This is a genomic window from Pseudomonas sp., from assembly GCF_026224925.1.
Lineage (GTDB): Bacteria > Pseudomonadota > Gammaproteobacteria > Pseudomonadales > Pseudomonadaceae > Aquipseudomonas.
The window spans coordinates 1-14,188 of the sequence record NZ_JAMFRV010000333.1; the positions used below are offsets into that span (position 1 = coordinate 1).

13 protein-coding genes, 1 tRNA gene and 1 pseudogene are annotated in these 14,188 nt (G+C 54.6%); 3 read left to right on the forward strand and 12 right to left on the reverse strand.

Annotated elements, in window-relative coordinates:
- From M0974_RS14550 to M0974_RS14590, 9 genes are all read right to left on the reverse strand, one after another.
- On the reverse strand, window positions 1-300 hold a 300-nt coding region (locus M0974_RS14550), incomplete at its 3' end, for a hypothetical protein (protein WP_297837879.1).
- Window positions 301-1,677: 1,377 nt separating this feature from the next.
- Window positions 1,678-1,953 carry a hypothetical protein gene (locus M0974_RS14555; protein ID WP_297837882.1) on the reverse strand — a complete coding sequence of 92 codons (276 nt, stop codon included), beginning with the start codon at window positions 1,951-1,953 and terminating at the stop codon, window positions 1,678-1,680.
- A complete protein-coding gene (locus tag M0974_RS14560) occupies window positions 1,950-2,894 on the reverse strand; it encodes an integrase domain-containing protein (protein ID WP_297837885.1) in 945 nt (314 codons plus the stop codon). The genes M0974_RS14555 and M0974_RS14560 overlap by 4 nt, the downstream gene beginning before the upstream one ends.
- Before the next feature lie 894 nt (window positions 2,895-3,788).
- Window positions 3,789-4,118 (reverse strand): hypothetical protein, encoded by a 330-nt coding sequence (locus M0974_RS14565; RefSeq protein ID WP_297837888.1) that lies wholly within the window; start codon window positions 4,116-4,118, stop codon window positions 3,789-3,791.
- Between the two features lie 205 nt (window positions 4,119-4,323).
- A tRNA-Thr gene (locus M0974_RS14570) sits at window positions 4,324-4,399 on the reverse strand.
- Window positions 4,400-4,928: 529 nt separating this feature from the next.
- Window positions 4,929-6,170: a methyltransferase gene (locus tag M0974_RS14575; RefSeq protein ID WP_297837911.1), complete on the reverse strand. Its 1,242-nt coding sequence runs from the start codon at window positions 6,168-6,170 to the stop codon at window positions 4,929-4,931.
- Between the two features lie 14 nt (window positions 6,171-6,184).
- Window positions 6,185-6,946 carry a transporter substrate-binding domain-containing protein gene (locus tag M0974_RS14580; RefSeq protein ID WP_297837890.1) on the reverse strand — a complete coding sequence of 254 codons (762 nt, stop codon included), beginning with the start codon at window positions 6,944-6,946 and terminating at the stop codon, window positions 6,185-6,187.
- A gap of 414 nt (window positions 6,947-7,360) precedes the next feature.
- On the reverse strand, window positions 7,361-7,711 hold the full coding sequence (locus tag M0974_RS14585) for a bacteriocin (RefSeq protein ID WP_297837893.1): 351 nt from the start codon (window positions 7,709-7,711) through the stop codon (window positions 7,361-7,363).
- 69 nt (window positions 7,712-7,780) lie between these two features.
- Window positions 7,781-8,266: a hypothetical protein gene (locus tag M0974_RS14590; protein WP_297837895.1), complete on the reverse strand. Its 486-nt coding sequence runs from the start codon at window positions 8,264-8,266 to the stop codon at window positions 7,781-7,783.
- A 1,430-nt stretch (window positions 8,267-9,696) separates the two neighbouring features.
- On the opposite strand from M0974_RS14590, the gene M0974_RS14595 reads away from it, so the two are divergent.
- Window positions 9,697-9,960 carry a hypothetical protein gene (locus tag M0974_RS14595; protein WP_297837897.1) on the forward strand — a complete coding sequence of 88 codons (264 nt, stop codon included), beginning with the start codon at window positions 9,697-9,699 and terminating at the stop codon, window positions 9,958-9,960.
- A gap of 239 nt (window positions 9,961-10,199) precedes the next feature.
- Window positions 10,200-10,412, forward strand: a complete 213-nt coding sequence (locus tag M0974_RS14600; RefSeq protein ID WP_297837900.1) for a hypothetical protein — start codon at window positions 10,200-10,202, stop codon at window positions 10,410-10,412.
- Window positions 10,413-10,989: 577 nt separating this feature from the next.
- Here M0974_RS14600 and M0974_RS14605 read toward each other — a convergent pair.
- Window positions 10,990-11,244, reverse strand: a complete 255-nt coding sequence (locus tag M0974_RS14605; protein ID WP_297837902.1) for a hypothetical protein — start codon at window positions 11,242-11,244, stop codon at window positions 10,990-10,992.
- A 178-nt stretch (window positions 11,245-11,422) separates the two neighbouring features.
- Between M0974_RS14605 and M0974_RS14610 the strand changes: the two genes are divergently transcribed.
- A complete protein-coding gene (locus M0974_RS14610) occupies window positions 11,423-11,767 on the forward strand; it encodes a Rap1a/Tai family immunity protein (protein ID WP_297837904.1) in 345 nt (114 codons plus the stop codon).
- Here M0974_RS14610 and M0974_RS14615 read toward each other — a convergent pair whose 3' ends face one another.
- Together M0974_RS14615 and M0974_RS14620 are read right to left on the reverse strand one after the other, a co-directional pair.
- On the reverse strand, window positions 11,768-11,995 hold the full coding sequence (locus tag M0974_RS14615; protein WP_297837909.1) for a hypothetical protein: 228 nt from the start codon (window positions 11,993-11,995) through the stop codon (window positions 11,768-11,770).
- Between the two features lie 56 nt (window positions 11,996-12,051).
- Window positions 12,052-14,188 (reverse strand): annotated as a pseudogene (locus M0974_RS14620) (lytic transglycosylase); the annotation flags it as partial.

A 14,188-nucleotide genomic window follows, 5' to 3' on the forward strand; every position in this document is an offset into this window, starting at 1 on the left:
AAGCGCCAGGTCAGCCACCATTAACCCAACTTTTATACCGTACTCCGTGACGTCTTTCATCGGGATCAAGAGTACTTTTATATAACCTAATGTTAGCGGGGTGTGGTCAGTGATGCCGAAGTCTTGGAAAGACTCTTCAACTGCGGAGAAAAGCGGGGAGGTGCCAGAGTCGGGATTCTTTGGATCTTGGATAAGGTACATGTCAGGGCCTAGTCCAAGGCCAATAGGAGGCATGGAAAGCACACCGGTCACAGCGAATGCGACCCATTTGTCGGATCTATTTATGTCAATTTTTAGCATGTACCGATCTTCCCTACGGTTAAGGAATTACTCATAGCGTATTCGCTTCGGCCAGATCTGTGACGATAGGTGCGGTTGATGTCCTACTCTAGCAGAGGCCCCGGATTAAGTACCTTGACGTACAAATGCTTGACGCCCCACCTGGGCTTCGGTTGATTTTCCAAGATCTAATGTCCGCTTCTGGCCGATTGCTGCCTATGCTGGGGTCAGCGGCAACAAGCAAACGGCCCAAAGCGGCCTCCCGCCAACGGAATTCGCCGGGACAGTCAAGCAGTGTCGACTTCATCCTTCTTGCCTGCTGCCCACCTGAAGCTAAGCCTGTCATCGCGATCTATCACAAACAGCCCTGACCAGATAGCCAACCAGAACTGAGCTGTCACAAGCGGGGGTAGTGCCATGATCCGCCCAATACCTCGAAGGAGTGTCTGTATGACTGGTTTGCGGCGTGGGCCTGTTGCGTAAGGCGAATACACTCGATTTCTGGGAAGCCCAAAGCACAAACGCCAATACATGGCGATTTCTCCCTTAGCAAACTTTATCGCATTACAGTTCCACCAATGCCCCCACTGATACATCCACTCATCACTCAGGATCCAACTTTGGGATAGGTATGAACGCATAGTATTACAAGGTGGAAGAGCCTCTCCGCTCGAAAGCCTTACAACACACTGCCGCAATTCGACCTCTTCGACAGAGAATGCTATTTCCTCTCGGAGGCCTCCAACAAAATCCAGAACCGGAACATTTATCAAGTTCCAGACCATCGGGGTTCGGTCAACTTCACAAACAGATATTTTGTCCTGATAGCGGACGCCAGCGCCATGGGCCTCGAAATAAAGATCCACATTTGACAGTCTCTGACCGGTCGATCTTAAGGCAAGCTTAGAGACATGGGGTTTGTGATCTGTCGGCTGCGCCAGCCTCAAGGAATACTCTAGGTAGTCTCCTAATGGCTCCCACCGCGATCCGAGTTGATGACGAGAATTCCATTTTCGATGTGATCCAACATAGGTCTTGTATAGCAGCACCCTGGTTACACGCTGCCAAACCCAGGAAGCGGCTTTTACGATCAAGTTGAACGGAAGAGGCAGATCCAAATGAAACTCCTAAGTGCAAGCACGCAGGCCAGTTGGCCTTAGCATCCCATGCGTCACTAAACCATGAGACTCCCCTTAATGGCTAGCAGCGATTAGGTGATCTAGATGGGCGTACGCTCAACGCAGCGGCCTTAATCAGAGCTGACAAATCGTTCCCCTGAAACTCCGGTTGTAATGCTCACGAAGCTTCACTGCGCACTAAGCGAACTGTTCGAATCAATCGCTCCTAATTTCCTAGGCTCATACAAAAGTCCGCTTTTGGCCGTTTTCTTACCTTCGTTTAGCGGTTGAACTGCCAGGGTTTTCCTAAGCGATGAGTGAGTAATTGCATGGTCAGCAAATAGTAATAGCACGTCGATTCAGTGTGCTGGTTTAGGTGGTGATTCAAAAAACACGCAAGGTGTTTTCTCTGCCAAGACCATGGGTTCTCGCGTTGCCAGCGCTCAGCGATTGCTGATTGGATGGCCCTCGCCTGACGCAGGTGGCGTTGGCGCGTGGTATGCGACCCGGTCAGGACGCCCGCCAGGAACAGATTCATATCGAATGCCGTGCTCATCTGTGGCCACCAATGTAAGCCGACACCACGTCGATACGGCCGTGTCCGAGTTCATAGCTGATTTGCGCTCGGGCCTTCTGATCAAGGCGTCGCTCGAGTTGGTAGCAATGGCCATCGTTGATAGGCGCGGGATGCTGGGTGATTTGCTGATAGCGTTCGCATGCAAAGGCCGCCCGTAATTCATGAAAGCCTTTGAGTTTGTGCTTATGGAGGAGGTCCCGTGCAGGACGAACGATTCCCCGTTGGAAATCGAGGTAGCGTTCATCCGGTGCAAGCAGGTTGCGGCTGCCGTCGGGCGAGACCTGTTCGGCACACTTCAGCGCGTCACGAATATGCTCATCTACCGTAAGCCAGCGAGGTGCCGAGGCACCTGAGCGGCCCCCTTTGGTGCCATCTTGGATGTTGATCTTGCCGTATTGTTCGGCCTCGCGTAAGCGCATGCCGGTGGCTCGCGCCAACTGAGCGATGGCCGCGGCGCGCGGCATTTGGTGTTCGCAGAGCACGTCGAAGATCCGCTTCACGTGTTCGCGGTCTTGGCCTTGCGGCACCGAGCGGCGAACACTGGTGCGCTGCATTCCCAACGCCTTACTCGGGCTCGGCACTTTCACATACTGATCACCGCGAAGCGCGGCCAGGGTCCGATTCACACTGGACAACCGGTTTTGCGCAGTCGCGATGGCCAGCTCACCTCGTTCAACTTGTTGGCGCAGATGCCCGGCGTAGTCCAGCAAGGTCTGCCGATCAATCTGCCGCGCATCGTTAAACCCGGGTCCATCCTCCGACCGACACCAGCGTACAAACGCCTGCCAGCGATCACTGTGTGCTTTGACTGTCCCGTAATGCCCACCGCCAAACAGATCTTTCAATGCCTGTGGCCCGGCATAGCTCAACTGCCGACCGTAGCCAAAATTGCGTCCATCTCGCCTGCCCGCCAACGCCATGATCAAACTCCTCTCGAAGCCAAAACTTTTAAAACCTTCCCCACGTCATCCCGCCACGAATGTTGAGTGTTATCAGGGATCAAGGCCCCTGCGGCCTGTGGGGATGTCCACTAACGCAGGACTAGCGGCTCCTTACGACCGGGAGCTTGGGCATCTCATGATCTGACCTCCTGAGCACTTCCGAAGAAGTGGGCGGGTGGAGGCTGCACTGGCTGACGAGACCAGCGCCGCGAGATCCTGAGTCGGGTGAAGGCAGTGATGCGATGACCGGGGCATGCCTGACTGTCAGTTAGGTGCAGTCCATTCCTTGGGCTGCGGCACCATCATCTACATCGCTGTTGCTGGTGACTTCGGTGTTTGTCACGCCGATTGTCACGAGGGGGAGTGTCGCAAAGCCTTGTACAAGGTGGCCTGCAGTAGTGGTAGGAGCGCCCGTCTCTTTCCGGGAGAAAGAGACGGGCGCAGGTTGGCGCACGGGAATGGCCAAGTGGATAGGTTGCTGCAGGGCAGCTATGAAAGGGGATGAGTTGCCGCAGTGGGCACACTGGTAAAAGTAGGCATCCATCACATCGCTGTGACCGTGCGAGCCGCCGGACGCTAATCGCACTTTGGGAGAACCACCACGGTGTGGCGTAGCCTTAAAGGTTCTGGCTACCTGGGTTGCTGTCAACGACAGCGCTTTGCCCGATCTTTTCTACGCCTGTGGATAATTTGGTCGAATCTTGAATTTTCGTGAGTTCTGCGGCTGTGGATGAAATTATCCACCGGTGGAAACCAGTGGTTTTCCACAGACAGTTGCGTGGGCTTTAGATTTTCTAGGTGAGGCGCACCCAAGCAGGCGGCTTTGCAGCGGTGTTTGGGTGGACCCGCGAGGCAGAACAAATTGCGAGAGTTTTACGGGCGTACGCTTGTTTTTTTGCGGCACTTTAAAAGCCAAAGCAGTGTTAGCGCCGTCGGCCAAAACAATGTGTTGAGAATGTCGTGAGCGCTTGCCTGCCAGCGCCAGTATCCGAGGCTTTCGATATCGTCTCGCCTATCTACCCACTCGCCAGCACACGCAATGATGAAAACAACCAGCCAGCCAATGTATGGCCTGAGTCGTCGGGTGACGGCGATCAACGTTAAATAGACCGCCATGCCCACATAGATGTGCAGCGCGTCTTTTGACAGCCCGGTTGCCGACACGATGGCGAGCTTGATGCTTTGTGCGGTTGAGGTGTCCATGTCAATTCTTCCTCTCTGCGCCAGTGCCAGGCTTCGCCTTCATCCGAGTAACGTTAGCCCCAATCTGGTTGGCGAAACCGAAGCCACGATCTGGAAGCTTTTGCCAACTGTGGACAGATTGTGGACGGTTGAGAGGAAATGTAAGTGGGTTATCTAAACCCCAGAAACAAAAAAGGCCCACCTTTCGGTGAGCCTTTCTGTTGTATGGTGCCGGCACCAAGAGTCGAACTCGGGACCTACTGATTACAAGTCAGTTGCTCTACCAACTGAGCTATACCGGCTAATGGGCGCAGAGTATATCCAGTTTTTTTGCGTTGTAAACCCCTAGCTAGCTGATTCCCATAGAAAAATATTCAATCGCCATTCCGGGGTTGGTCTTCTCCCGCAGTCGCCCCACGTGGCGTTCATTTTCAGGTGCCAATCACTGCGGTTTATCCCCTAAGCAGATCAATGAAGCGCTGGCGCAGTTACTGTCGGGCGCGAAGTGTTGCTGGAGATTGGTAGTTCAAGCGCGGCCAACTAATGTCCGACGGATGGGCGCAGTTTGGGCTGACACAGTGCTACTGAGCCACGTCCGGTTTGCGGTAGAGGGCACGCTGAAATCTTGGGTCGAAATCAAGCTCGCCAAAATGCTTATGCACAAGCGACGTCGGTATTAGTGCCCAAACCGCGATTTTTCTGGAGCTGTTCTCAGGTGTATGCAAGTGGCTGTTTTGTTGAATATTTAAGCTGTCATAAAAAAGACAAACGTAAAGATCTTAGCTAGCTAGCTATGTTTTTGTCGCGTTGGTCAGATTTTCATCAACAGAGTTATCCACAGGATGATGATTCGAATTCATCCTGTTGGCGCTCAGCGAGAAGCATCAGATTACGTGGCGTGACGTCGGTCGTGCAGAACGTGCCGAGCTGTACAGCGTAGTCGCGATCCTGCAAATAGCCAGCGCGATCGTGAACTAACCAAAGTTCTAACGGGCGACGGAATAGTCCGCGCAGTAGTTCCAGGTTGCGCACTTCGGCCAAGCGTTGCCGGCCGGCCGTTTCAAGCGCTTGCCAGTCTTGCCGTCCTACTGCTGGCAGTTGCTTGAGCGCGGCCAGATCGCGGCAATAGTCGGGAAAAGATTTTTCCAGCCACGTGACGGGCAGGGAGGGCGTCGGCAGGTAATCATCGATGCCGCGCAGGTCGCGCTGAAGCAGATCGAACGCCAAGCGTCGGGCCATCGACTCATCGCGCTGACGCCGGACGCGAGCACCTGCGGTGACCGTTTCGCTGAGCGGTAGGCTCAGGTCTTCAAGGGACAGGCGCAGCAACGAAGCCTTTCCCTGTGACGACAGAGGCTGATAAGCGGTAACGCGCGTGCGGTTGTAACAGCACGGCGCGATGGCGAGCTGGGTACAACCGGTATCGGCGGCGAGGCGCATCAGTTGCACGTGCAGATCGCCACACGCGTGCAGGGCTACGGGCGTGTGCCGGGGGTGAAGACGGTCAGCGGCATCGACGGCGAGCACGTCCTGTTGCAGGTGCTCGGCGCTAATGTCCAGCCGACGGCTGAGTTGTGCGCCGGCATCCACCAACTGCGGATCGTCTTCAAGGCAGGTCAACGCTTGGCCGCCATGGGCCAGATGTCGCCCGAGGTGCCCCTTGCCTGCGCACCAGTCGAGCCAGTGCTCGGGCGTTTGCTGGAAGCTCAGTGACTGGGCGAAGGCTTGGATCTGCTGCCACTTACGGCCTGGCACGTCGTTGCTCATCCGCGCTGGGAGAGCGACGCGCTGGGTAGTTGCCAGGCCGCCGACAGCGCTCAGTGCAAGAGACCGTGCCGCCAATTGAGTGAAAGGCGCTGGCGCTTGCAGTGCATGTGGGCGGTTGTGAGCGGCTTCGGCGTCTTCCAGAGAGCGTGAGCGCAACCACGTGGCTAGCTCGACGTGGTCAAGCTCCCACGGCAGTTGCCGGTGCGTGAAAGGGCGGGGCCGCCATAGCGCTTGATGAGCGATCAGGAAATCGTCGAGTTCACGGAACCGCGTACGAATCCCTTCACCCTGCAGTACACCGGTCAAGGCGTCGCTCAAGGTCAAAGAATGCTGAAAGGGAAATAGCGGTCGTTGATTTTCTTGTAGGTACCATCGCTGATGATGTCTTTGAGCGCGGCGTTCAGTTGCTCGCGTAGGGGGTCGCCTTTACGTACCGCGATGCCGATTTTGTCGTTGTTTACGACGGGCTCGCCTTTGAATTCATAAGGTATCCCGTCCGCGCTTTTGAGCCATTCGTAGCTGACGAATTTATCGGCGAGCACCGCAAATAGATTGCCCGCGTTTAAATCAGCGTAAGCATCTGCCTGGGTGTCATACAGTTGGATAGTGGCACCAGAGCCAAGATTATCTTTCAGCCAGGACGCCGCCAGTGTGCCGCGTGCGGCGCCAATGGTTTTGCCGTTCAGCGTGTCCTTGAACGGAATTGACTCGTCCGATCCGGCCGCTATCAGGCCGACGAATTGCAGCTTGTTGGAGTAGTACGGATCGGTGAAGTCGACGAGTTGCTTGCGTTCTTCGGTGATCGACATCGACGACACGAGGAAATTGAACTGGTTGTCGTTAAGGGCCGGAATGATGTTGTCCCAATCGGACGTCACCACTTCACACTCGACCTTCATTTTTGCGCACAGGGCATTGCCGATGTCGACGTCAAAACCGACCACCTGGCCGCTGGCGTCTTTGCTGTTGAACGGCGGGTAGGCCGCCTGGACGCCCATTTTCAATTTGTCGGCAGCAACTGCACCGGTCGCGAACGCCAGGGTGACGATCGCACTCAGGAGAAACTTTTTATACATCTGCATTCGGTTGCTCCGTGAGCTGTGGCTGGCCGTGTGGCTCTTAGATGCCGATATTAGCTAAGTTATTGTTGGACGGGGATTATGTGTGGAAGTTGCTTTTGGGAAAGGCTAGCTGGGGAGGGGATTGATCTGGCACATCGATCTTCAGCGATGCGCATGGCCTCTTCGCAAGCAAGCTTACTCCCACAGTGTTGTGGATTGCCCCAAATCCGGCGTCATGCCGAGATCCGGTGGGACCGAACTTGTTCGGGACGCAGACAACGCGGTTTATCAGGCATACCGCAAGGTCCGTGTGCCCATGCCTGATTAGCGGTCAAAAAATAAAGCCTAGCAATCCGGACAATAAAAAACCCGCACAGGGCGGGTTTTTACTCGCGTTCGGACGGCTAGCACCGCCCGACGTCTTTTAAATCGCTGTTACTTAGCCATCAGTGCGCTGCCTGCCGCGCCGCCGAGGCCAGCACCGATGGTGCCGTTGCCGCCTAACTTATTGCCGATCAACGAGCCACCGGCTGAGCCGAGGCCGCCACCCAGTGCTGCTTTGACCTTGTGACCTTTCTTGGCCGTCAATGCACCGCCTGCTGCGCCGCCGACACCAGCGCCCAATGCTGCACCGGTGCTACCGCCGCCCATTTTCTGACCTACAACGTTACCCAGCGCGCCGCCAACACCGCCACCAAGGGCAGAAGTGAGTGTGTCGCCAGCCAGTGAGTTTTGAGCCGCGAGCAATCCAAGAGCAAGGGTCAAGGCAGAAAGAGTTGTACGCATGTTACGAACCTCAAAAGGAATAATACAGAGGGAGTACGACGACTCACGGCGTGAGTCGGTGAAAAATCTTCAGCGCGACTGCTGGTTGTTCTTGCCTACAAGAATGCGTGACGCCTCGTTGTAATCAGCCAGGAAAGCTTTGCCTTCCATCCACGCAACGGCGGTGTCTTCGTCTTCATCGTAGAAGTTCGCACGGTAGGCGATGAGCAGGCTCATGAGGAAGTCGGTGGCGTTTTCCTCTTCCTCCTCCGAAATCACCATCTCCAAAACCGGGTACTGCAAGAACACCACGCACATCGCCAGCTGACTGATGGACTCTGCGGCTTTCATGGCCTGGAACAGGTCGTCGAAGTCGGCCGGGTCGAAACCGTTGGCAAGAACATCCTCAAAATCGAAAGCCGATAGGTCAACTTCGACGTCATCGAACGGCTCGTTAACCAAAGGCGATGCAAGAACCGGATGGAACAGACCCTGCGTCGGTTTCCCCGAGCGGTTCTGTTTGGCTTTGGTTTTCGCTCGCTTGGCGCGTTTCTGCTGTTTGTCTGGCGAAGCCATGGGTTTAAGTCCTGTTGCAGGCGGGTGCCGCTAATGGGCGCTATTGAAACGCATACGTTTTGAATAGCCAAGCGGGATGTGGTCAAACGACGCCCAATAAAAAACCCCTGAGCCTTTCGACGCAGGGGTTTTTCGGTATGTATGGTGCCAGAGACGGAATCGAACTTTTGGCTGTGTGCCACGGTTTATATGGTGTTAGTGAGTGATGAATAATAAATCTACTCACAAATCTACTCACTTTTTGAAATGCTGCCCCCTTTCCGCAGTGTTTCTTTCTGCTCAGGAAGTTAAAAAAATGGGGAAATCCTCCGTAATTAAATAAAAGTCGGAATTCTCATCTGTAGGCCCGATCGCGTCTTTGCTCAGACCCCTGCCGCCCATCCTCGCATGTAGGTTTTCCACAACCTAGAAACTGCTACGCGAATAGCAGTTAGATCAGCCTGGCTTGATGTCCGCTTTTCGGACGACAACCTGACCTCCCATTTCGGTATGTCAGGTGTCGCGATTTCAAATCGCAGAACTACCCGGATTTTCCGTAATTAAACTACCCGCATTCGGGGTAGTTAATCGGACCAAGGGTGTGAATCCGATTCACACCGTTGGCGGCACCATTCATTACCTATGAGGCCGGTAGTCGAAGGCATGGGCTTGACTGGAAAAGCCAGCACACAAAGCTCCAAAGCGACCGATTCAATTCAGTTATGGTGATGATCACCACAGCTGGAGTTGTCTCGTCCGCTCCGGCGCATCGTCGGGCCGGCGGCAACCTAAAAGAACCCTGCCGGTTAGGTCTGGGTTAATTCTGTCTTGGAGACAGATTTGAAGTCGAACCCTTGCGCAGGTGTAGGCATACCCCATCTCCCCGTCGAAATTACCAAAATTGGTAGTCTCGCGCTGGTGCGCCCGACTCTAGATTAATCTCGAGCCGTACCGAATATGGCGGAAACGCCACTCAGTGTTGAAATCGACACAGTGTGTTGAAAGCTACACGCCGGATGGCGCTATCGACGAGATGTGGTTGCCAGGCGGAAAGGCTGTATTCCGTGGCAACCTGCGTGGCAACCTCCGATTGGAAACCTGCCGGTTACCAGTGTTTCCGTGTTAACCAGCGTGGTAACCAGTTGTTTGGTAACCACCGCAAGCAAGGCAGAGTGACACCAGCTTCCGCGTAGGGGTGCTAACACTGTTAACTGATTCGCTGCGTACCGTCTTGCGTACCTGCTCGTGCGTACCGGCAATCAGAGGGGTTTCACGCATGGTTAGGTGCGTGAAATCAGTGCGTGAACTGCTGCGTGAAAAGTTGACCTGACGCGCGCTGCGCAGCGGCTGACCTGCTTCGGAGGTGCGCGAAGTGTGCGCGAAACCATGTCCTTGGTCTAAAGTTATTCAGAGAGCAGATTAATCCGCATCAGCAAACAAGGACGTTACCCATGTCGAGCGAAGAGAGTGTCTACAGACTGGCCATCGCCAAGAGCGAGAGCGCTGACCCTGGGCAGCGACTGATTGGCTGGAACGCACAGTGGTTGATGGGCGGCAACCTAGTGATCTGCAGTACATGCTTTGCGCATCAACCGTTCGAAGATGCGGGCAGATCGTTTGTGCACATCTGCGGATGTATAGCGGCCGATGGCAAGCGGTTCCCATGGTGTGAACTCGCCGAGATCTTGTCTGAGCTGCCGCCACTCCTTAATTGAACTGATCGTCGTTCCAGCGCGAGCAGTTGGTGGGCGCTCCCATCCGTAGCAATACGCAAGCCAGAAGGCTCCTTTTTGGCATCTCGCACGCACACTGACAACGCACGCCACGACCTGAATTTGGCTAATAATCGCTCGTTGGCTTGTTATCTATTACCTGATAGCGTCAGACAAATGGTTCAACATCGTTCAATTTCGACCGCTAGAATGGGAATAAATAGCTGGAGCTGAGACATAGCATGTTGGAAATTAAAATGAATATAGCCAAGCTCAGGCAGGCCGTGCGCTTGCGAATCAATACAATCCTTGAACAGTCAAACGAGGATGATCGCCTGTATGAGAAGGGCGTCGCTGATGGCTATATCGCAGCGTTGGTGGACTTCAAAGGGCTTAGCGCCATCGAGGGGGTTTCAATGACGGAGGAAGCTAAACAGGCGTACCTGAAGCAATAGCCGTTGGTAACGATACAGCCCTCCTGTCGCAAATTTGGAAATATCACATGTCCAAAAAATTCGATGCTTTCAGATCGATGCTTTCAGATATTTCACGAAACTCAGCAGGAGCCCCGTGGTGTCCAGGCGGTTGATAGGTTGGAACGCAAAGTGGGCTTTATTTGGCGGCTTTGTATGGTGCTCAAATTGCTTCGCCGCACAGACCCCGGATGATTCTGAGAATCCGTTTACACACTTGCCAGGGTGCTTGGCATTTAGCTCTGACAATTACCCTTGGCGTGACTTGGCCGATGCGCTCTGTGGCTATTAGCGGCACCAAAACGCGACATCGCACATTTAAGGATTCAGCCGCGCCTATGCGGCGGAGTTCCTCGACACAAAGGCCTTGCAACGCTCCCGCTCGTAATCATTGGTTTTAGCGTAACCATCAGCGTAACCATGCCCGTAACCAAGCGCTACCCGACACCGGCTTATCCGTGGATACCAGCGTGGATACCACTGTTTGGATACCGTGGGTAAATGCTACGGAAGTAGCAGTTTGCGCGTACGGGTGTTGTATCTAATACAGCGGTGCTGTCTATCTGGCTTGGAGCGACCACTGAGACATGAAGGTGGTTCGGCGCAGCTCTGGAGTAAGCGCCTTGGCCCAGCTCTCTCCTCGCAAGCGGCGCATCTTGACGGTCTGCCACTTCAAGCCGAGACGAGCTGCCCACTCAGCAGCGGGGAGCATCAAGCCATCGATGGTGATCGGAGTAGAGCCAGCGCAGATAGTGCTGCGAACGGGTGGGCGAGGAATGAAAGCTGTGCCGAATTCGTAGGGAGCGTTTTGCATGGCGCTGTCTCGCAGTATCTGGATGCGAGAAACGCTATGTGACTAGAAAATGTGGCGGAATATTTATTGGGCGAGTTACCAAAAGTGCGTCATCAAACTGTTGCCGTGATCCTATTGACGTCAGTCTGTTTTGATTCAGGCAAGATGCTCTGCTTACACCATCTATCAAGGGAATGACATGAAGCTGAAATATGTAATGGTTTTGTTGGCGGGGATGGTTTCAGAACAGGCTACGGCTGGATTTTTGAGTGCCCAGGAGCTTTACAAATCCATAAAAGGAATTGATGCCGGGACGCCAACTGCTTCGCGCGAGTTTGATGGCGGGCAGGCGTACGGGTACATTTTTGCGGTTTATGATCTATACGAAGGCTTGGCTGTATGCGCACCGGCTGGCACATCAGGAGGTCAAGTATTGCGCGTCGTTCAAAATCAGCTCGAACAACATCCTGAGTCGTGGGGTCTTCCCGCCTCTGTAGAAGTTACAAAAGCGCTCACTTCTGTTTGGCCGTGCAAGCGGCAGTAGTTACCGACCTGCTTTGGCGAAGCCTTCGATGATCCAGACGAGGGCAGCGCTCAAGCAATACAGGGCCACCGGTGGGATAAGCCCATAGCTAGCTGTGAGCTGGTAATCAATGTCATGCCGCCCTTGCATAAAGATCACATAAACAATCAATAGCCAGACGAAAGACAAAACCAACCATAGTCGGCGAAAGCCCTGCTTATAAGCGAATATGATTTTTACGTTCTGCATGGTGCCCCTTCCCTTGAGGTGCCATCGTAGAGCCATCCTTGGCTCTACGGCAACGGTTATTGGCTAGGCTCGGTCAGGTAAACCAGCGGGCCGACTGTTGCTATGCGGGCTCGCGCTGAGTCGTTGAGGCTCCGCTCCCACTTCCGGTATGCCATCGTGCGGACTAGTTGTTTCTGCCTAGCTAACACATTCGGACGTAAAGCTCCGCCAGAACTGGTGATAGCCCTCACTGCGTCCTGTAGTTGATGACCAGCGAAAAGCTGCATAGCGGCTTCTAGTGTTGGCGTCTTTGGCGTACGCAGCACCGAGTAAAGCGCCGCGGCACTTCCTAGCCCGGGGATGCCCGTCAAATGCCCAGCAGCCTCTCCCAGCGCAACCGGCTTCACCAGTCCGAGCACGCGGCGAATTACAGTTTTCTGTCCTGCCGCATCTTGATCCTTGAATGGGTCTTTCGAAATGCCTGTGCCTATGACCTTTGCGTCGGAAGCAGCCATCGCCCTGGAAGATGTAACGACATCCTCAAGGCGTTTTTGGGCGCCTTCCGGCATGTACTTATAGAGAAGGTCTAGCCCGGCTCTGTTTTTGAGCAGGCCGTCATACCAATCAGTCAGCCCCTTTGGCGTGATGTCTTGCGAGGTGCGTGATCCCTTGGTAAATCCGCTACTCAAAGCAGTCATGACAACGGACTGCTGTTGTTCTTTAGGCACCTTACGCATCATTGATTCAAATTTTTCAGTGTTACCGGTGCGCAGTTGCTCAATTGCCGGCCCCATTTTCGCGGCTATCGAGCTCTCAAGTTTTCGACCAAGTAAGTCAGTCAGATTATCTTGGGCATTTTTTCCCTTGTGCTCCAGGTATCGAGCTGACGCGAACGGAACTCCGACGCCGTGAGCGTCTGCAACCTTCTGTTGATCACCCAGCAGTGCGCCATGAAATTTCTGGAGTTCATTATCTTCGGCGTTGGCAAAGTGGCCGTCATGCGCTTTTGACTCGATAGAGCGGCGCAGATCGTCGACAGTCTTGAACGTCGGCACCCTTAGAGCTCCGTCATTCACAGATCCGTCTGCCAATCCCCGCAGGTTTGCAGCGCCCGTGTTCAGGTCGCGCAACTGCTGGGCGGCCTCCGTCGTTAGATGCGATTCCAGCCGCGCCAAGGCAGCAGGATTGCTTTTAAGGCCGCGATACCAGTCGGTCATTGCTGGAATATTCAGGCCTTTGCCCTTGCCGCCCGAAAAGGCGTCACCGATACCCGTCAGTACCGCCTGAGATTTCAGGTTGTCCGGTATGTTGGCCAAGGTGCGGTCGAATGGCTGAAAGTCTCCGGTCGATAGCTTTTTGACTGCGCCAGATACCACGTTCCCGACCGACCCAGATAAGTCTTTGCCGAGCGTCACCTTAAGATTGTCTTCGAGCCGCTTGCGCTGGCCAACTAGGCTTTTTGCCTGCGCAAAAATTTCCCCGTATTGCGGGCCGGCAGCCTCTACTGCCCTCTGCTGATCCTGACTCAAGGTCGCATAGAGCCGGTCAAGATCATGACTGTCGCTGTCGGCGAATATACCCCGACCCTTGTAGCCCGAGGCAACTTGGCGGCGGACTGTGTCGAGCGCTGCGTAAGTGGGCTCTACTGCCGATCCACCGACAAGCTTGGGAGATAGCGCGTTGAGCGTCAGTCGCTCGGCTGGCGATAACAGTTCGTCGCGACCGCCAAGCTCTACAAGCTTGCCTGCCAAATAACCAACGGTCGACTTGGCTGGAGCGAAGGTAGTTTTTGGGATTGCCGTATTTAGTTGCTGATAAAGGTCATTCGACTGAGCTTCCAGCGCATCACGAGCGGCTACTCCCTGCTGCTTAAATTCATCGGAGAATCTGGCCTTGTCTAGCGAGCCGCCGTTACCGGTTACCAGGTCGTCAGCGGCGACACTCAGAGCCTTAGCAGTGGCAGCGTGCCGGTCAGGCAGGTTTAGCCCGGCCACCGACTGTAACGGCTTGCCAATGTCAGGATCAGCAGTCAAAACCCTGTAGGCTTTTTGCTGGTAGTCCGGCAGCAGGCTTACGTCGCCGCCCACATTGTCCAAATTCGCCTGTATGTGAGCCAGAGCCCCTTCAGCAGGCGCAGGGGTCGACTCTGGAAGAGCGGTGCCTACATGGTCGTATAGGTCAGACGCTTCCTTGCGCAGTCCGTTGATAGCGTCA